Origin of the sequence: Actinomyces gaoshouyii, assembly GCF_002076915.1 — a bacterium.
GTDB classification, from domain to species: domain Bacteria; phylum Actinomycetota; class Actinomycetes; order Actinomycetales; family Actinomycetaceae; genus Actinomyces; species Actinomyces gaoshouyii.
The window spans coordinates 1874603-1892297 of sequence record NZ_CP020468.1; the positions used below are offsets into that span (position 1 = coordinate 1874603).

The 17695-nt window shown below is 73.0% G+C and carries 15 protein-coding genes; 5 read left to right on the forward strand and 10 right to left on the reverse strand.

Translation table 11 applies throughout. The features are described 5' to 3' along the window. Positions 1-74: 74 nt before the first annotated feature. Both B6G06_RS07735 and wecB read left to right on the forward strand, forming a co-directional pair. A complete protein-coding gene (locus tag B6G06_RS07735; protein ID WP_081171808.1) occupies positions 75-1295 on the forward strand; it encodes a glycosyltransferase in 1221 nt (406 codons plus the stop codon). An 80-nt stretch (positions 1296-1375) separates the two neighbouring features. Then, positions 1376-2443 carry a non-hydrolyzing UDP-N-acetylglucosamine 2-epimerase gene (gene wecB / locus B6G06_RS07740; RefSeq protein WP_081171809.1) on the forward strand — a complete coding sequence of 356 codons (1068 nt, stop codon included), beginning with the start codon at positions 1376-1378 and terminating at the stop codon, positions 2441-2443. A 61-nt stretch (positions 2444-2504) separates the two neighbouring features. Here the strand turns inward: wecB and B6G06_RS07745 are convergent, their stop codons facing one another. From B6G06_RS07745 to B6G06_RS07760, 4 genes are all read right to left on the reverse strand, one after another. Further along, positions 2505-4583: a DUF6541 family protein gene (locus tag B6G06_RS07745; protein ID WP_081171810.1), complete on the reverse strand. Its 2079-nt coding sequence runs from the start codon at positions 4581-4583 to the stop codon at positions 2505-2507. Next, the gene (locus tag B6G06_RS07750; protein ID WP_240494041.1) at positions 4583-5683 is read right to left on the reverse strand and encodes a glycosyltransferase family protein; all 1101 of its coding nucleotides are present in this window, start codon (positions 5681-5683) and stop codon (positions 4583-4585) included. The genes B6G06_RS07745 and B6G06_RS07750 overlap by 1 nt, the downstream gene beginning before the upstream one ends. Then, positions 5680-6960 (reverse strand): glycosyltransferase, encoded by a 1281-nt coding sequence (locus B6G06_RS07755; protein WP_080462038.1) that lies wholly within the window; start codon positions 6958-6960, stop codon positions 5680-5682. The genes B6G06_RS07750 and B6G06_RS07755 overlap by 4 nt, the downstream gene beginning before the upstream one ends. A gap of 93 nt (positions 6961-7053) precedes the next feature. Beyond that, complete coding sequence (locus tag B6G06_RS07760; protein WP_080462081.1) at positions 7054-8370, reverse strand: lipopolysaccharide biosynthesis protein; 1317 nt, start codon at positions 8368-8370, stop codon at positions 7054-7056. Between the two features lie 91 nt (positions 8371-8461). Between B6G06_RS07760 and B6G06_RS07765 the strand changes: the two genes are divergently transcribed. Next, positions 8462-10075: an asparagine synthase-related protein gene (locus B6G06_RS07765; RefSeq protein WP_081172280.1), complete on the forward strand. Its 1614-nt coding sequence runs from the start codon at positions 8462-8464 to the stop codon at positions 10073-10075. Between the two features lie 81 nt (positions 10076-10156). Here B6G06_RS07765 and B6G06_RS10085 read toward each other — a convergent pair whose 3' ends face one another. From B6G06_RS10085 to B6G06_RS07790, 5 genes are read right to left on the reverse strand one after another with little or no spacing between them, the layout of a single operon-like run. Further along, positions 10157-11176 (reverse strand): glycosyltransferase family protein, encoded by a 1020-nt coding sequence (locus B6G06_RS10085; RefSeq protein ID WP_125898903.1) that lies wholly within the window; start codon positions 11174-11176, stop codon positions 10157-10159. A 48-nt stretch (positions 11177-11224) separates the two neighbouring features. Further along, positions 11225-12514: a glycosyltransferase family 4 protein gene (locus tag B6G06_RS07775; RefSeq protein WP_240494042.1), complete on the reverse strand. Its 1290-nt coding sequence runs from the start codon at positions 12512-12514 to the stop codon at positions 11225-11227. After that, positions 12511-13509: a Gfo/Idh/MocA family protein gene (locus tag B6G06_RS07780; RefSeq protein WP_080462040.1), complete on the reverse strand. Its 999-nt coding sequence runs from the start codon at positions 13507-13509 to the stop codon at positions 12511-12513. Before B6G06_RS07780 ends, B6G06_RS07775 begins: the two co-directional genes overlap by 4 nt. 1 nt (position 13510) lies before the next feature. Further along, a complete protein-coding gene (locus tag B6G06_RS07785) occupies positions 13511-14632 on the reverse strand; it encodes a DegT/DnrJ/EryC1/StrS family aminotransferase (protein WP_080462041.1) in 1122 nt (373 codons plus the stop codon). Continuing rightward, complete coding sequence (locus B6G06_RS07790) at positions 14632-15243, reverse strand: acyltransferase (protein WP_081171811.1); 612 nt, start codon at positions 15241-15243, stop codon at positions 14632-14634. The genes B6G06_RS07785 and B6G06_RS07790 overlap by 1 nt, the downstream gene beginning before the upstream one ends. A 203-nt stretch (positions 15244-15446) precedes the next feature. Between B6G06_RS07790 and B6G06_RS07795 the strand changes: the two genes are divergently transcribed. Then, positions 15447-16154 carry a glycosyltransferase family 2 protein gene (locus tag B6G06_RS07795; protein ID WP_081171812.1) on the forward strand — a complete coding sequence of 236 codons (708 nt, stop codon included), beginning with the start codon at positions 15447-15449 and terminating at the stop codon, positions 16152-16154. Between the two features lie 47 nt (positions 16155-16201). Then, positions 16202-16570 (forward strand): DUF2304 domain-containing protein, encoded by a 369-nt coding sequence (locus B6G06_RS07800; protein ID WP_080462044.1) that lies wholly within the window; start codon positions 16202-16204, stop codon positions 16568-16570. Positions 16571-16649: 79 nt separating this feature from the next. Here B6G06_RS07800 and B6G06_RS07805 read toward each other — a convergent pair whose 3' ends face one another. Further along, a complete protein-coding gene (locus B6G06_RS07805) occupies positions 16650-17609 on the reverse strand; it encodes a glycosyltransferase family 2 protein (protein ID WP_080462045.1) in 960 nt (319 codons plus the stop codon). Positions 17610-17695: the final 86 nt, after the last annotated feature.

The following is a 17695-nucleotide window of genomic DNA, read 5'->3' on the forward strand; positions in this document are numbered from 1 at the left end:
GCGGTTCCGCGACGTCGGGCGACGGGCCGAACCACTCCTGAGCACGGCGATCCGCTCTCACGTAGGATGATGGGGTGCCCCAGCGCCCATCGCGCCCCCCGCGCATCCTCGTCCTGTCGTTCTCCCCGATCCATCGCGACGCCCGCGTGCTCCGGGAGATCCAGGCGCTCTGCGAGGTCGGCGAGGTGACCTCCGTGGGGTACGGCCCCGCGCCGCCCCAGGTGGCCAGGCACCTGCGCGTCCCCGACTCCGCCCCCTCCCTCCCCCAGACGCCCATGGGCGTGTCGCGCCTGGCGCTGCGCCGCCTGCGGGCGAGTGAGACGGCGGCGCCGGCCGCGAGGGCCGCCCTGCGTCTGGTGCGCGAGGCCGGGCTCGGGCGCTTCGACATGGTGGTGGCCAATGACGCCCGCTCGATCCCCACGGCCTTCGCCATCGCCGATGGGGCGCCGGTGTGGGCCGACATGCACGAGTGGGCCCCGGAGGAGCGCACGCATGTGACGAGCTGGCGACTCCTGGTCGCGCCTCTCATGGACCACATCTGCCGCGCCTACCTCCCGCGCTGCGCGGCGGTGACCACCGTGGGCGACGAGATCGCCGGCCTGTACGAGCGGCGCTACGGCGTCGCGCCGCGCCTGGTGCGCAACGCCGCGGCCTTCGCGGACCTGAGCCCCAGCGAGCCGGCCCCCGGCCGCATCCGCCTCGTCCACTCCGGCGGGGCCGTGCCCGGGCGCGCCATCGAGGCGATGATCGACGCCGTCAAGGCCTGCGATGACCGCTTCACCCTCGACCTGTTCCTCGTGCCCGGCGGTGACCGGGGCGCCTACCTCGACCGGCTCAAGGACCGCGCCGCCGACTGCGAGCGGATCTCCTTCCCCGCCCCGGTGGCCCCGGGCGATCTGCCGCGCGTGCTCAACGCCTACGACGTCGGTGTCTTCTGGATCCCGCCCTTCAACACGAACGCGCGCCTGACCCTGCCCAACAAGATCTTCGATTACGTCCAAGCGAGGCTGGCGATCGCGGTGGGCCCGACCGCGGAGATGGTGCGGCTCGTGGACGAGCACGGACTTGGCGTCCACTCCCGGAGCAATGAGACCGCCGATATCACGGCCACGCTGATGGCCCTCACGGTTCAGGACGTGGCCGACTACAAGCGCGCCTCGCACGCGGCGGCGCACGCGCTCAGCTTCGAGCGCGACAAGGGGACGATCCGCACGATCGTCTCGGAACTGACAGGATCACCAGCAGCAGCGCCGGGCCCCGAGGCGCCGGGCCCCGAGGAGGACTCCCAGCGATGAGCCGACCGGACACCCCCCGCCCCTCCCGGCCCTCCCCCGCTCCCGGGGGCTCGGCTCCATCGCGGCCCCCGCTCAGGGTCATGTCGGTGGTCGGGGCGCGGCCCCAGTTCGTCAAGCTCGCCCCGATCGACCGGGCCTTCAGCGCCGCGGGCATCGATCACGTCATCGTCCACACCGGCCAGCACTACGACCCGCTCCTCTCCGACATCTTCTTCTCCGACCTGGGGATCTCGGCCCCCGATGAGCATCTGGGCATCGGCTCGGGAACGCATGGGGCGCAGACCGGGGCGATGCTCGCGGCGATGGACGAGGTCATCACCGAGCGCGCGCCGCAGTGGGTGCTGGTCTACGGGGATACGAACTCCACGCTGGCCGGCGCCCTGTCCGCCGTCAAGCTCCACGTACCGGTCGCGCACCTGGAGGCGGGCCTGCGCTCCTTCGACCGCCGCATGCCCGAGGAGATCAACCGCGTCCTCACCGATCACGCCGCGGACCTCCTGCTGCCCCCGACGGCCGTGGGAGCACGGCACCTGGCCGACGAGGGACTGGCGGCCAGGACCGTGATGGTCGGCGATGTCATGACCGACGTGCTCCTGGATGTGCGCGACAGGGTCGCGGGATCGCCCTCGCCCATCGTGGCCGGAATGGGCCTGGAACCGGGCTCGTACTCCCTGGCGACCATTCACCGCGCGGAGAACACCGACGACGCCGGGCGGCTCGGCGCCATCCTCGACTCGCTCGCGGGCCTGGGCCATCCCGTGGTCCTGCTGGCCCACCCGAGGCTCGTGGCCAAGTGCTCCGAGCACGGGATCGCACTGGCGGATCGCGGGAGCCTGAGAGTCCATTCGCCCCTGCCCTACCCCGAGCTCATCGCCTCGGCGCTGGCCGCCCGTGGCGTCATCACCGACTCCGGCGGCCTGCAGAAGGAGGCGTTCCTCCTGCGGGTGCCCTGCACAACGGTCCGCCCGGTCACCGAGTGGGTGGAGACGGTGGAGCTGGGTTGGAACGCCCTGGTCGAGCCCGGACCGGGCCTCGTGCGCGCGGCATGCCGCCCCACGCCCGACGAGCCCGCGCCCCAGGAGGCGCACCCCTACGGGGATGGGCGGGCCGCGGAGCGCGTGGCCGCGGAGCTCGCCTCCCGGGCCTGAGCCGCACAGCGGGGCTCCGCTCATCGCGCCCCGACTCGGGCGCCGTCCCCCGGGTCCCGACTCAGGGCTCCTCGGCCTCGGGTGTGGGGGGAGGATTGACGTCCAGGAGTGGCTCCTCGGCCGAGTCCAGGGTCCACAGGTAGCGGTCCGCGCTCACCGGACCGCATGCGGTGATCCGGTAGATGGTCGCCCCGCCGCCGCTGGCGACCTCCTCGAAGCCCTGGGAAACATCGACGCCGTAGAGGCCGGGGGCCCGCTCGACCGGGTCGATGCCGAGGACACGGCCGGGGGCGTCGGCGTAGTAGTAGCCGATCCCATAGTGGCGCACGATCTCGCAGACGCGGGGGTCCGTGCGGATCCGCGCGAAGTACTTCGCGAGGTAGAGCGCATCGGTGTCCAGGCCCCGGAAGGTCATATGGGGGAATACGGAGCGCTGCCCGCCCAGGGCCTGGACATACGCGGCGCCCGCCGCCGGATCGCCGAGCACCATGAGATCAGGATCGAGGCTCCCGGGCAGGGAGCGGATCATCTCCGCCTCGTCGGCGCTCAGGACCTCGACGAGGGTCGGCGCGGCGGCGCTGTACGCCGAGCGGCTGGCGAGCAGGCGCGCGGGCATGGCGCCGAGTCCACCGATGACGAGCGCGCAGATGACAGCACTCGCCATCCGCCTTCCGCTGACGCGATGGCGAGCGGCGGCGAGCCTGTCCATCAGCGCGTCGAGGGCCGCCGCGCCGAGCAGCGCGATCGCGGGGATCACGAGGGGGATGATCCTGTACGGGTCGTTGTACCACAGACCGGTGAGGGCGGTGAGGGGCCGCAGGGGGAAGTAGGCGGCCGCCAGGACGAGCATCGGGGCCGCCCAGGCCAGGACGATCCATCGCCAGTCCCGTCGGCGCGCTGTCACGACGAGCCCGAGGAGGATGAGGAGCGACTGGATGGCGAGGGTGAGGAGGAAGGGGGTCCTCCCACCACCCATGGGCCACAGGGTGATCATCGCGGCGATCCTGAGCAGGAGCCCGGAGAAGCCCGCGTAGGAGGAGCGGCCCAGGCGCCCGAGCACCGCCGGATCGAGGACGAGCGCCGCCGCCGCGGCCAGGGCCCCGATGATGGCGCCCCCCACCAGGTACCTCATCGCGCGCGGGCCGATCCGGCGTCGGATCCCCCGGCCGAGAGCGATGAGGACGCGGCCCAGCAGGGGCAGGCCGGTCAGGCAGAAGGCGAACAGCGTCGAGGGGTAGGCGGCGATGGCGCCCAGGAGCGCGACGGCGAAGATCGCCAGAGTGATGACCACGCGGCGCCGTCCCACCTCCTGCTGGTGCTCGAGGAGCCGGACCACCCGGAGCAGCATCGCGAGGATCGCCGGGAGCACGGCGTAGCCCAGGGCGTTGGGCCACAGCTGCCGGAACGCGATCATGTAGACGGGGTAAGCGGGAAGAAGGGTCGCCACCAGCGGCGCCATCACCGGTGCCCACCGCGAGGCGGGGAAGGCCTCGCGGGCCAGGACGGCGATGCCCAGCGTCCAGACGAGGGGCACGAGGACGACGAGCGTGTTGGTGGTGCCCACGATGTCCCCGCGCCCGACCCCGGCGACGACGGCGTGCCAGACGAGCGGGTAGTAGGCGGGGATCGCCCGCAGGCTGAAGGACCAGGAGGCGCCGGCCAGGAGCGAGGCGTTGCCCGTCTGCTCGATGGTCCAGGCCAGGTTGTAGTGGAAGACGGAGTCGATCTGCTGAACGGGCAGGGCGGGGTCCCACTGCAGGACGATGGGCGCGGCGATGATGAGGGCCGCGCCCAGGACGGCCGCCAGGACCGCGCGGCCGGACGACAGGCGGGGCGGGGCCAGCCCATAGGGCGATCGGGAGGGCAGCGGGCCCAGGGCCTTGCGGGTCAGCAGCACGACCAGGCCCACGATGGCGAGCGCGCCGATCCCCAGGACCCAGCCGTGGTAGCGGATGGAGAAGTGCCTGCAGACGATGCCGGTGAGCGTCACGACGCTGAGGCTGAGCGGCGGCGCGGCGCCCAGGGCGAACAGGCGCCGGTGGCCGGCGCCGCGCAGGATCACCATGCCCGGGGCGAAGAGGATGAGGAGCAGCAGCGCCGCCCTCCCGGTGTACGGCAGCCATGCGAGGATCGCGCTCATCAGCTCTCCCCGGTGAGGGCCTCGGCGACGGCGCGGGCGCGCTCGGCCCAGGTGTTCTGGGAGGCCGCGCGCCTGGCGGCCTCGGCCCGCTCGGCGATCTCCTCGGGATGGTCGCGCAGGCGGGCGAGGAGGTCCCCGATGGCGCGCGGGTCGTCGTCGACCACCCATCCGGCGCCGTTGGCCCCGATGATGCGCCCGGCCTCGGTGCCCCGGGTGACCATGACCGGGCGCCCGTAGGAGAGGTACTCGAAGAGCTTGACCGGCACCGCGATATCCCAGTACTCGGCGGGGGTGACGAGCAGGACGGCGGCGCGGGCGGAGGCGTAGAGCGGCGCGAGCTCACCCGCCGAGAGGTGATGGGCGGTGATGGCCGGGGAGCGCAGGCGCGCGTCGCCCGCCAGGGCCCGCTCCCACTGCTGGGGCCGGGTGACGAGGTCGAGTCGGACCGACGGCGTCGCACTCAGGGCGGTGAGGAAGGAGTCGAGGTCGTAGTGCCCCCCGAGCCCGCCGACGTAGATGAGCCGCAGCTCCTCACCGACCGGCGGCAGGGGCAGGAGGCGTCCGGGGTCCCCGGCCGGGGGCAGGGCGGAGAAGGAGTCGTTGGCGCCGAGGCCCACCAGGGCGGACATGGGCTCGGAGGGGAGGAAGAAGTGGACCCCGTTGCGCCTGTAGCCGGCCAGGTCGAGGCGCTGGAGGGCGTCGGAGCAGCGCCGGTAGGCCCCGCGCCTCCTCAGGGCCGGCACTCGCCAGTAGGCGTCCCTGTAGAAGACGCCCACGGGGATGCGGTGCCGACGGGCGAGCCGCATGATCGAGTAGTCGAGCAGGGGCGCCACACCCGTGCGGATGCTCGTGGCCAGCAGATTCGGCTGAGTGGAGTTCTCGCTGTAGAGGAAGTCGGGGCGCTCGCCCCCGGCCAGGGAGCGCCGCAGGGAGCGCAGCGCGGCACGGCGCTGGGTCACCGTCCCGGAGACGTCGATGACCTCGTAGCCGATCTCCTCGAAGGCCCGGCGCATCCGCAGCGGGCGCAGCCGGGAGGCGGCGATCGGGTTGGGCTCCATCGGGTAGGGGGCGTGGAAGATCATCCGCGGGCGCTCGCTCATGCCCCGCCTCCCTGGAGCCCGTCCGCCAGGGAGCGCAGGCGCTCAGCCATGCTGGCGTACTGGACGGGCGCGTTGAAGCCCTCCTGCCACGTCCGCCGGGCACCGGCGACCAGAGCGGTGTACTCAGCGGCGTCGGCATCGGCGACGCCGAGGATCGCCGAGGCGATCTCCTCCCCCGTGGCGCCGGCGCTCACGAGGCGCCCATTGACGCCGTCGCGCACGATCTCCGCCGTGCCCCCCACATCCGTGGCCACGACGGGCAGCCCGGCGGCCATCGCCTCCATGATCGAGACCGGCACCCCCTCCCCGCTGGATGTGTTGACGAGAACCGTGTAGCCCTCACCGGCGAGCATCTCGCGGGCCCGTTCGTTGGGGACGTAGCCGGGCAGGTCGATGCGGGCCCCGGGGGCGCGCTCGGCGGCGTATGCCCGCAGGGCGTCGCGGCGGGCAGCATCGCTCTCCCCCAGGTGCGTCCAGCGCACGGGGCGACCGGAGCGGGCGATGGCGCCGACGGCGTCGGCGAGGCGGTCGACGCGCTTGTAGGGGGCCAGATGGGACAGGCTGACGATGTGGAGCGGGTCCTGCCGCCCGCCATTGCCCTCGATGGGCGGCACCCCGAGGTGGTGGATCTCGATGCGGGCGGCGTCCCCTCGCGCGTAGGGCGCGAGGAAGGACTCGGCGTAGCGCGAGATCGGGTAGATCTCATCGAGCCCGCCCACGAGCCGACGTCGCCCGGGCACGTGCCGCTGGGGGGCGTCGGCCTCGTCGACGTCGTAGGCGTGGGCGCGGCTGACCGCTGCGACCGGGGCGTCGTGGCGGGCCCGCAGCATCTGCGCGACGCCTCCGGCGTGGTGGAGCCAGTAGCCGTAGGCGATGAATGGGCGGCCGGCCAGCTCCTCGCGGTAGGCGCGCGTGCGCACCAGGGCGTCGAAGCGGTCCAGGACGTCGACGGCGAAGTGGAGCTCGCGGATGGCGCGGGTGGCGCTGCGCCGGGAGCCGCCCCATTCCACCCTGCCCGGGCCGAGGGCCAGGCGGGCGGCGTGGCGGGGGGCGCGGCGCTTCCAGGCGCCCGAGGATGGCAGGGGAAGGAGGATGGCGGTCGCGCCCGGGGGCAGGCGGCGGGTTTTGACCGCGCCGATCGTGGCGCGCATGGGGACGATCCATATCCGCTCGAATTGCCCGGCGAGATAGCGGATCTCCTGCTCGAAGAATTCCTCACCGGTATCGAATGGGTACTGATCGGTGAGGACGACGAGAGGAACCTGGGATTGGCTCACAACGCGACTCCTTGGGAGGGAACAGGACGGCAGGGCCGTCGGTGCATTCTCGCATGCGACGGCTCTCAATGTTCGCCGATACCGGCGGGACCGCTATTCGGGGGTGGATCCTCGCTCGATGGCCACGGGAGTCAGGCCGCGGTCGAAGCGGCGCGCGACGGCCAGCGCCATGGTGATCATGCCCACCAGGAGGAGGGCCATGAGCGCCCCGAGGATGGTCAATGTCGTCATGAACGGCCACGGGCTCAGCCATAGCCAGGCCAGGGGCGCAACGCAGTAGACGATGGCGAAGGCGAGCAGCCGGGACTGGGTCTGCGTGACGACGAAGATGTTGGAGACCGGCGAGGTCAGAACGGTCATGAGGAGCCACGGCGTCAGCGCCCGCGCGCAATGGCCCGCGTCCACCCAGGTGGGGCCGAAGACCAGCGGGAAGAGCCAGGGCGCGAGGATGTACAGGAAGGCGAAGGGGACGGCCGCCGCCAGCAGCGCTCTTAACAGCACGTAGCGGATGAGCGGAGACATCTCGCCGGGCTCGACATCGGAGAGCTTCTTGAGGAAAACCTGGGAAACCGAACCCGCGATCAGCGCCACGGGGACCTGGAGGATGTTCCAGGCGAGCTGGAACTGGCCCAATGCCGCCACGGAGACCGCTCCGATGAGCAGGTTGATGCCGTTGTTGCGCAGGGAGTCCACCACGGCGTTGGGACCATTGAGCAGCGGCATGCGCCGGTAGCGCGAGGCCATCTCGCCCAGGCTCGGCGCGCCCGCGCCGATGGGCTCGCGCAACTCGGGCGCGCGCCGCCGCAGGCCGACATAGGTGAGGAGTTGGCCGACGATCGTGCCCAGCAGGAGGGCGGAGATGCCTCCGTGCAGGGCGAGGCCGAACACGAGTTGCAACCCGGCCACGGCCGTGGACTGGAGCACTCGGTTGCGGGCGATGGCGCCGAACCGCCCCTGGCGGGTGAGCCAGTACTGGAGGTTGGTGACCTGGGCGACGAGGAACACGGTGACGCCCGATCCCATGAGCCACCACATGAGGGGCCCGGAGTGGTGGTAATGATCGCGCAGGACTCTCGCCAGGGCGATGCAGGTCAAGGAGGTCAGCAGGGAGGTCAGGACGATGCACCGGGTGGCGAGCCCGGTGAGGACCCGTGCGGCGCGCTCGGAGGCGGGCAGGACGATGGCGAGGTCGAATCGCAGCGCGGCGAAGGTGATGACGAAACCCGTGACCGACCCGTACATGCCCAGCAGGCCCTTGTCGACGTCGGAGTAGACGCGCGCGATGAATATCTGGAGGATGAGGGTGATGCCCTGGGCGGCGGCGGTGCCCGTCATGAGGGTGAGGATCGCGCCGAGGACCGGGCTGCGCGCGACCAGGGCCTCCCATCGCCTCGCCACCGCCGCTCTCATGACGAGTATTGAATCACGGCGCGTCTTGCGATGAATCGCCGATTGGAACGGCCTGATGGCGGCCCCGCCGGGGCGCGCGGATAATGTGCGCGTGAGCGGCACTGACAGCACCGGCGCAGGCAGCACGGCGCCCGAGATCCTCCTCGCGTCCCCCGGCTGGGCATCCCAGGGCGGCACCCACCTGTGGCGCCCGCTTCGGGGGCAGGGGCCGATCCCGTCGGACCTGCCCGCCACCGCCCCGGCCTCCCGCGCCGGGCAGTGGACCCTCATCGAGCGCGACGGCGAGGACCTGCGCCTGACCACGGATCGCCCCCGTTCCCACCACCTGCTCTTCACCCGCCTGGATGGGCGCTGGATCGTCAGCGATGACCCGCGCTTCCTGCACGAGCGCCTGCCCGCGGGGACCTGGCACCGCGATCGGGGCGCCGCAGAGGCCTTCCTCCACCTGGGATTCACCCCTGGGACGAGCACCCTCATCAGCGGCGTCCATGCCACGCCGGCGGCCTCCACCACCCTCCTGCGCGCCGATGGCGCCTGGGAGTCCCGCACGTGGGAGGAGTACCGCTTCGCCCCGTCGCCGATCTCGGACGGCGAGGAGTACGCCGAGGCCTTCACCGGGGCCATGGACGCCGCCGTGTCGAGGCTCCTCGACGCCGTCGGGGAGCGCCAGCTCGTAGTGCCGCTGTCCGGGGGGCTGGACTCGCGCCTGCTGGCGACCTGGCTCACGCGCCTGGGGGCCGGCAGGATCGCCACCTTCACCTACGGCAAGGCGGATGCCCGGGAGACGGCCATATCCCGGCAGGTCGCCGGGGCCCTGGGGCTGCCCTGGTTCAGCGTTGGGCTCGACCCCGCCGAGATCGCCGGCGCGTGGGCGGGCCGGGACGGGGCGCGGTTCCGGGCGAGCACCTGGGGGGCGACGTCCCTGCCCCATCCCCAGGACTGGTACGCGCTGGAGCGGATGCGCCGCGAGGGGCTCGTGGACGGCGACGCCGTCTTCCTCCCGGGTCACACCATCGTCGGGAACATGCATGACGAGAGCCTGCTCAGCGCCTCCCCCACGCGGGCGCGGGTGCTCTCGGTGATCGCCTCGCACCACGCCATCCTCCAGGGCCGCCCGCGCGTCCACCGCCGCCTGGAGGAATTGCGCGCCGCCGTGCTCGGCGCCGCCCGCGAGCTGGGGGTGGGCGCCGAACTCGCTCCCCGGGACGCCCAGCGGCTCATCGAGTGGTTCAACCTGCGCGAGCGGCAGGCCAAGTACATCAACAACTCGATGAAGGGCTACGAGGCATTCGGCTACGACTGGGCGCTGCCCATGCTCGACCGCGAGCTCTGGGATGTCTGGCTGCGCGGTTCGGAGGGGCTCACCGCCACCCGCCAGTGGTACGCCGGGTTCACGACGAGGGTCTACGCCGAGGCCACGGGGCGGGAGACCGCCCTCTTCGCCCCTGCGCCCGCACGACTGCCGGCGCTCCCCAAGCGCGCGATCCTGGCGGGCCTGCGGGCCACCCGGGGGGATCGGGCGCTCTCGCGCTACCGCTCGGTGCGGACCATGCTCGACCATCCCATGGCCTTCGAGGCGTTCAGCGAGCCGATCCCCCGCCTTGAGCAGGTGTCGCGCATGGTCCTGGGAGCCTCCACCCTCGGGCTGTGGACCCGCCTGTTCCTCGACGGGCGCTGGGGCCCGGGCCTCGTTCCCGCGGATTGATCCCAGGGACGCTCCCCCGGTGCCCTCCGCCGGGCTCCCGCCCGCCCGGTGGGTCCACAGGGCCCGGCCGACGCGGCGGGCTCAGGCGGAGTCGACCCCGAGGCGGCCGAGGCGCTCGGCGAGGCGGGCCACGGCGCGCCGGGGCGAGTGGTTGGCGTCGACCCAGACGCGCCCGCCGATGATCCTCTCGCCGTCCAGGGCCCGGCCGACGCCGTCGACGATCGCGTCCACGAAGTCGGCCCGCGCCACGGGGCCGCCGAGGACCGGCACGTCCCGGGTGGTCTCGTGGGAGCCGTCGTACCAACGCTCGTCGAGGGCCATGATGGTGGTGACACCGGCCCCGATGGCCTCGATCTCTGAGACACCCATGCAGCCCGTCATCTGCCCGACGGCGGCCGAGGCCCCCGCCAACCAGCGGATGTAGTCCGCATGGGGCATCGGCGGGCGCAGGGTGACGCCGTGCTCCCGGGAGATCCGGTGGGCGCTGCGCCCCCAGTCCAGGCCCTCCAGGGCTATCCGATCCCCGTAGGCCCGGCGCAGGGAGGCGACGGCTCTCTCCTGCGCTTCCCCTCCCTTGGCGGCGTCCCATCGGGAGGGGAAGACCACGGTGAAGGGACGCGATCCGTCGGGGCCGGCGTCGGAGGGGGCGCTGGGCAGCTCGGCGGGGTCGACGACAACCGGTTGGAGGGTGGCGCCGGGGCTCAGGTCGAGGGTGTGCTCGGCCAGATCAGGGGTGGTGTAGTAGACGTCGAGGGCCTCCCTCACGGAGCGCTCGACCAGTGCGGCAGAGGCCTGCTCGTAGCGCCGGACGCGGATATCCGTGCCGTGCAGGTGCAGGACGTAGGGGCGTCGGGTCCAGCGGGTGTGCGCGGGCACGGTGCCGCCATGGACGTCGAGCAGGTCGGCGCGCCGGGCCCGGCGGGCCAGGCCGGCGGCCCAGAGCCCGCCCCGCAGGGCGCGGCGGGCGGCGCGGGTGGCCGGGTGCCAGGCGGGATCCGCCCGGGCGGTGTCGTACAGTTCCCAGTCCAGGCCCTCGCTCCGGGCCTGGCGCACGAGCGCGGAGCCGATGCGGGCGACCTCGTTGACGTGGAGAACCTTCACGGTGGGAAGTATCCCATGGCGCCTGAGACTACCCGGGTGGGTGGCCGGTCACCTGGGGGTGTTCGGGGCCTGGCTTGGGTCGATGCGGCTTTGCCTCCACCGGTTGCGCAGGGCGTGAGGGGAGATCTCAAGGATCTCATCCGCGGCACGGCCCATCGCCGCGCGCATCGAGCGGTTGCCGACCACCCATGCCCGGCGCCTGGCGGCCTCGCTCTCCCGCCCGGGGGCCTCGGCATCCGCGAGGGCCCGGCGCATCGCCTCGGCGACGGCGCCGACCTCGTGGTCGCAGGCGTGGCCGAGGCCATGGGCGCCGAGGTCCTCGCGCGCCGGGCCGGGACCCGCGTAGACGACGGGGGCCCCGCAGGCCAGGGCCGCGAGGATCTTCGTGGGGTAGGCGAAGTCGTAGCCCAGGCCGGGCCGGATGGACACGACCGCCGCCGCGGCGCCCCGCAGCCAGGCAGCGGCCTGATCGGGGGGCACGAGCCCGCTGAACGCGATCCGCTCGTCGCCCTGGGCTCGGGCGATGAGACTCTCCCAGTCGCTCCCCTGGCCGAGGAAGACCAGTCGCGCCTCGGGGTGGGTGCGATGGACCAGGCGCAGGGCGTCGATGAACACTCCGGCGCCCTGCCACTCCGAGGCGGTTCCCGCGTAGACGAAGTACGGGGCCGTGGGCGCATCCGGATGACGAGGCCCCTCGGCGGTGAAGACCTCGGTGTCAATGCCATTGGGAACGAGGGCCACGCGCCGCGCCCCCAGCTCGCGCACGCGCTCCGCCACGCCGTCGCTCACCGCGATGACGCTCCGCGCGCCGGCCAGGGCGAGGCGCTCGACGAGGCGCAGGGCCTCGACCACCCAGGCGGGCGCGCCGATGGACTCCGAGGCGTCGGACCACACGTCCGCCGCGTAGTAGGCGTAGGGGACGCCGCGCAGGGCGCAGATGGCTCTGACGACCGCGCCCGTGGTCGGTGGCGGCTCCGCGATGACGACCCGGGGACGGCGCTGGGCCAGGAGCCGAGCGGCCATGGGCGCGTCCACGCTCATGTAATGGGCGTAGCCGCGCACGTATCCGGACTCGTCCCGGAGCGCGGGGACGGATCTCACCTCGATGCCGGGATCCCCCGGGGGTGTCATTCCCGGCGGGGTGGAGGTGAGCACCGTGACGCGCTCACCGCGCTCGGCCAGGGCCAGGGCCAGGCCGCGCAGGCGCTGGGCGGCGGCGGCAGCCTCGGGGGCGTACAGGCGAGTCGCGATGATAACGCCCCGGGCGGGACGGGAGCGGTCCCAGACCGCCAGGGCGAGGCCGAGCGCGAGGCCCTCGCGCAGCCGCCTCGCGGTCACAAGTCGACCGTCCGGTTCTCGGCGGCGGAGGCGAGCACGGCCTCGACGACCTCGAGGGTGGCCACTCCCTCGTCCATGGTCACGATCTCGTTACCGGGGGCGCCCGCGCCGGCCACCACGGCGTCGCGGAAGCGCTCCTGCTCCAGGGCCAGGGGCTCGCGCTTCTCGATGGCGTAGCGAACGACATCCCCCTCGCTGACCCCGCGGAAGGCGGCCACCTGGTCCCAGGCGGAGGTCACGGTGCCGTTGGCATAGAAGGTGAGATCCCCGGTGAGGGTGTCGGCCACGTAGGCGCCCTTCTCCCCGGTGACGATCGTGACCCGCTCCTTGAAGGGGGTGAGCCAGTTGACGACGTGACTGACGATGACGCCATTGGCGAGCCGCCCGACTCCCACGACCATGTCCTCGTTGTCCCGCCCGGAGCGGTGGGCCACGTGGGCGCTGATGGAGGTGTAGCGGGAGTCGGCCACCCAGGCGGTCAGGTCGATGTCGTGAGTGGCCAGGTCCTTGACGACGCCGACGTCGCTGATGCGCGCGGGGAAGGGCCCCTGGCGGCGGGTGAGGACCTGGTAGACCTCCCCCAGATCCCCGGCATCGAGACGGGCGCGCAGTGCCCGCAGCGCCGGGTTGCAGCGCTCCACATAGCCGACGGCGCCCACGAGCCCGCGCGAGGAGAAGGCCTCGGCGACCCGGCGACCCGCCTCGACGCTATGGGCGATGGGCTTCTCCACCATCGCGGCCACGCCGGCCTCGGCCAGGGCGAGAGCCACCTCCTCGTGGTGGACGGTGGGCACGGCGACCATGGCGGCATCGAGGCCTGCGTCGATGAGGGCGCGGACATCGGGCAGGACCGGCAGGCCGTCGGCCACGCCGAAGCGGTCGCCGCCCGGGTCGGCCACGGCCACGAGCTCCATGCCGGGCGTGGCGCGGATGACGCGGGCGTGGTGGCGGCCCATGGAGCCCAGGCCGATGAGGCCGATGCGCAGCGCGCCCATCTCAGGCACCCGCCTTCGCCACGGCGCCGATGGCCTCGATGATCCGGTCGAGGTCCTCGGGGGCGAGCGATGGGTGGACGGGCAGGGAGAGGCACTCGCGGGCGGCCCTCTCCGTGCCGGGCAGCTCCAGGCCGGGGGCGAAGCGCTCCAGGGAGGGCAGTCGGTGGTTGGGGATCGGGTAGTAGACGCCGGTCCCGATCCGCCACTCCTCGCGCAGGACGCGGGCGATCTCGTCGCGCGCGGCGCCCTCGATGCCCTCGAAGCGGATCGTGTACTGGTGGTAGACGTGGCGGTAGCCGTCGGGCACATGCGGGGTGACGACGCCGCTCACGCCGGCCAGCCCGGCGTCGAGCGTGGCGGCGTTGGCGCGGCGCCGCTCGGTCCAGCCGCCCACCTTGCGCAGCTGGACGCGCCCGACGGCGGCGCTGACATCGGTCATGCGGTTGTTGAGGCCGATGACCTCGTTGGCGTACTGCTTCTCCATGCCCTGGTTGCGGATGAGGCGGCAGGCGCGCGCCAGGTCGGCGTCGCGGGTGGAGATGAGGCCCCCCTCCAGTGTGGTCATGTTCTTCGTGGGGTAGAAGGAGAAGGAGCCCCAGGCGCCGAAGGCGCCCACGGGCGCGCCGTCGATGGCGGCCCCGTGCGCCTGGGCGCAGTCCTCGTAGACGGCCAGGCCGTGTCGCTCGGCGATTCCCAGGATGGCGGGCATGTCGGCGGGCAGGCCGTAGAGGTGGACGACCTCGATGGCCGCGGTGCGCTCGGTGATGGCGGCCTCGACGCCGGCGGGGTCCAGGGTGAAGGTGACCGGGTCGATGTCCGCGAACACGGGGGTGGCACCGGCAGCGGCCACGGAGTTCGCGGTGGCGGCGAAGGTGAAGGAGGGGACGATGACCTCGGCACCCTCGGGCAGGCCGGCCGCGAGCGTGGCCACGTGCTGGGCGGAGGTGCCGGAGTTGACGGCCACGCAGTGGGCTCCGGCGACCATCGTGGAGGAGAACTCCTCCTCGAAGGCGGCCACCTGCGGGCCCTGGACGACCATCCCGGAGTCGATGACAGCGCCGGCCGCTTCTCGCTCCTCGGGCCCGATGATCGGCTTGGCGGCGGGGATGAAGCTGCGTTCCATCAGTGGCAGACCTCTCGGATCGTGGTGTCGGACTCTTCGTAGACGGTGCCGGTGGCGGGGCAGCGCCACCGTGGCGCGCCGGGCCCGGTCGGCGCGATGGGCTCAAGGGGCTCACCGGCGCGCCCGACCCAGCCGATGCGGCGCGCGGGCACCCCCGCGACGAGCGCGTGCGGGGGGACGTCCTTGGTGACGACGGCGCCCGCCGCGACCGTGGCCCACGCGCCGATCGTCACCGGCGCCACGCAGACGGCGCGCGCGCCGATGGAGGCGCCCTCCTCGATGGTCACCCCGACGGGATCCCAGTCGGAGGCGGACTTGAGACTGCCATCGGGATTGACGGCGCGGGGGAAGTGGTCATTGGTCAGGGTGACGGCGGGTCCGATGAAGACGCCGTCGGCGAGGCTGGCGGGCTCGTAGACGAGCGCGTAGTTCTGGACCTTGCAATTGGCCCCCATGCGCACGCCCTCGCCGATGTAGGCGCCGCGCCCGATGACGCAGCCGGCGCCGAGGACGGCGCGCTCCCGGATCTGGGCGAGGTGCCAGACACTGCTCCCCTCGCCGATCACGGCCTCGTCCGAGACGTCGGCTGACTCGGCGATCCGGACTGCCATTGCGGCTCCTTGCTGCCCGGCGGGGATCCCGGCCGGGCTCCGTCGTTCGTGCGGGGGATCAGGGGCCACGGGGGATCGCGGCGCCGGACCAGGTCGCGCCGCGACCATTGAGCCATACTACCGCCCCCGACCCCGCATCCTGCGATGATCCGCGCGCAGGAGGCCCGCCCCGGGGCCGATCGGCCCGCACGTGCGACAATGCCGTGGTGAGCACCCCCGCATCCTCCAGGCAGGACTCCTCCCCGGTGACCGATGCCTGGCTCGTCATCCCGCTGTACAATGAGGCCCAGGTCATTGGCAGCGTCATCGAGGCGGCTCGCGCCGCCTTCCCGCACGTCGTCGCCGTCGACGACGGATCGGGGGACGACTCCGCGCGGCGGGCCGAGCGCGCCGGGGCGATCGTCGTGCGCCACCCGATCAACCGCGGCCAGGGCGCCGCGCTCCAGACCGGCATCGAGTACGTCCTGGAGAGGACGAACGCGGACTACGTCGTCACCTTCGACGCCGACGGCCAGCACTCCCCCGATGACGCGAGGGCCATGGTGTCCGCCGCGCGCGAGGAGGGGCTCGGCTTCGTCCTCGGCTCCCGCTTCCTCGAGGGCCCCTCCCCCGTGGGACCGGCCAAGCGCCTCATCCTCGGGCTGGCGGCCAAGGCCTCCTCCCGATCCTCGGGGATGCGGATGACGGACGCGCACAACGGGCTGCGGGTGCTGCGGCGCGACGCCGCCGAGAAGATCAACCTGCAGCAGGACCGCATGGCCCACGCCTCGGAGATCATCCGCCAACTCGCCGGCACCGGCCTGCCCTGGCGCGAGCACCCGGTGACGATCACCTACACCGACTACTCCAAGGCCAAGGGCCAGTCCCTGTGGAACTCCATCAACATCCTCGTCGACCTGCTCTTCAGCTGAGCGAGCATCGGCGCACCGCACCCGCCGCCAGTCCATAGGAGCAGTCAGTGAGTCACCAGATCATCATCCAGGCCATCCTCGTCATCGCCGTCGTCGCGATCGGCTGGACCATGCTGCGCAGCCCGACCGGCGCGCGGCACGAGGCCAGTCGGCGCCTCCTGACACTGACCTTCGTGCTCTTCGCGGTGATCGCGATCAGCCTGCCCCGACTGACCACCCAGGCGGCCAACGCCGTCGGGGTGGGCCGCGGCGCCGACCTCCTCCTCTACGCCCTCGTCGTCGCCTTCCTCCTCAACGTCCACTCCTCCTTCCGCCGCAAGGCCTCCCTGGAGCGGCAGATCACCCGGCTGGCGCGCCGGGTCGCGATCGACGCCGCGCCGGAACCCCCTGCCGAGGCCCGCCGGGAGCGCCCCTGAGGGCGGGCGCCGACCGTCCACGGACGGTCGGGCGCGGGCCCGGGCGAGGCGCCCGGGAGACCCGGGAGCGGTCCCGGGCTCAGCCGCGCCGGGCGGCGCGCACGGCGATCTCCTCTCGCGCGCGCAGGCCGGCGGACAGCGCCCAGCGCAGCGGCGCCCGCCAGGGCGCGGGGTGGGAGGCCCGCATGTAGCGGCGCGCCGAGGCGTGGTGGGCGCGGATCATCCGCTCGGGGCGCGCCTTCCAGCTCACACCCTGCTCGTGGATGACAACCGCCTCGGGCACCTGGAGGTTGACGCGCCCGGAGGCCCCGATCCTCGCCCCGAGATCGACGTCCTCGAAGAACATGAAGTAGCCGTCGTCGAAGCCCCCGAGCTCGCGCCACACGTCGGCGGGCAGCAGGAGGCAGGCGCCCGAGAGCCAGCCCACGGCGTGGGTGACATCCTCATTGCCGCCGTGGTAGCGGGCGGAGAAGGGGTTGGAGGGCCAGACCCTCCCCAGCAGGGCGTGCCCGGTGCCCGCCGCCAGCGAGGGCAGGGCGCGCCCGGAGGGGTAGACGGTCCCGTCGGCATTGAGGAGCCTGGGGCCGAGCGCGCCCGCCTCGGGGTGGGCGATCGCGGCGTCGATGAGGACATCGAGGCTGCCGGGGCGCCACACGAGGTCGGGGTTGGCCACAACGATCCAGTCCTCATCCAGCCCCTGGGCGGCGAGGTTCGCGCCCCCGCCGTAGCCGCGGTTGACGCCGTCGCCGACGACGCGGGCGCCGTGCGCGGCGGCGAGGGCCTCGACGACGCCGTGCTCCTCGCCGTTGTCGGCGATGACGACGGTGACCTCGCGGGAGGTGGCGGCCTTGAGGGAGGAGAGGAAGCGCTCGAGCTCGTCCCCGGGGTTGTAGGCGACGGTCACCACGCGCACGCGCCCGCCGCGGGCACCCCGCCGGTCGGCCCCCGGATCGGGCGCAGCACCGGGCGACACACCGGACCGGCGGTGCTGATCGGCCGGATCCGGCCGATCGGAGGGCGTGGGGACGAGATCGGTCACGGGAAGAGCCTAGACGAGGCGGGGTCTTGCCGAGGCGCTGTGACGCCAGTCATCCAGATCTGAGGAAGATCATGTATCGACGCCGT

What these genes read in the sequence shown, in the direction of transcription:
- B6G06_RS07745 (WP_081171810.1), bottom strand. Translation starts at nt 4,583, where the DNA reads ATGAGCGCGATCCTCGCATGGCTGCCGTACACCGGGAGGGCGGCGCTG.
- wecB (WP_081171809.1), top strand. Translation starts at nt 1,376, where the DNA reads ATGTCGGTGGTCGGGGCGCGGCCCCAGTTCGTCAAGCTCGCCCCGATC.
- B6G06_RS07785 (WP_080462041.1), bottom strand. Translation starts at nt 14,632, where the DNA reads ATGGAACGCAGCTTCATCCCCGCCGCCAAGCCGATCATCGGGCCCGAG.
- B6G06_RS07750 (WP_240494041.1), bottom strand. Translation starts at nt 5,683, where the DNA reads ATGAGCGAGCGCCCGCGGATGATCTTCCACGCCCCCTACCCGATGGAG.
- B6G06_RS07790 (WP_081171811.1), bottom strand. Translation starts at nt 15,243, where the DNA reads ATGGCAGTCCGGATCGCCGAGTCAGCCGACGTCTCGGACGAGGCCGTG.
- B6G06_RS07760 (WP_080462081.1), bottom strand. Translation starts at nt 8,370, where the DNA reads ATGAGAGCGGCGGTGGCGAGGCGATGGGAGGCCCTGGTCGCGCGCAGC.
- B6G06_RS07780 (WP_080462040.1), bottom strand. Translation starts at nt 13,509, where the DNA reads ATGGGCGCGCTGCGCATCGGCCTCATCGGCCTGGGCTCCATGGGCCGC.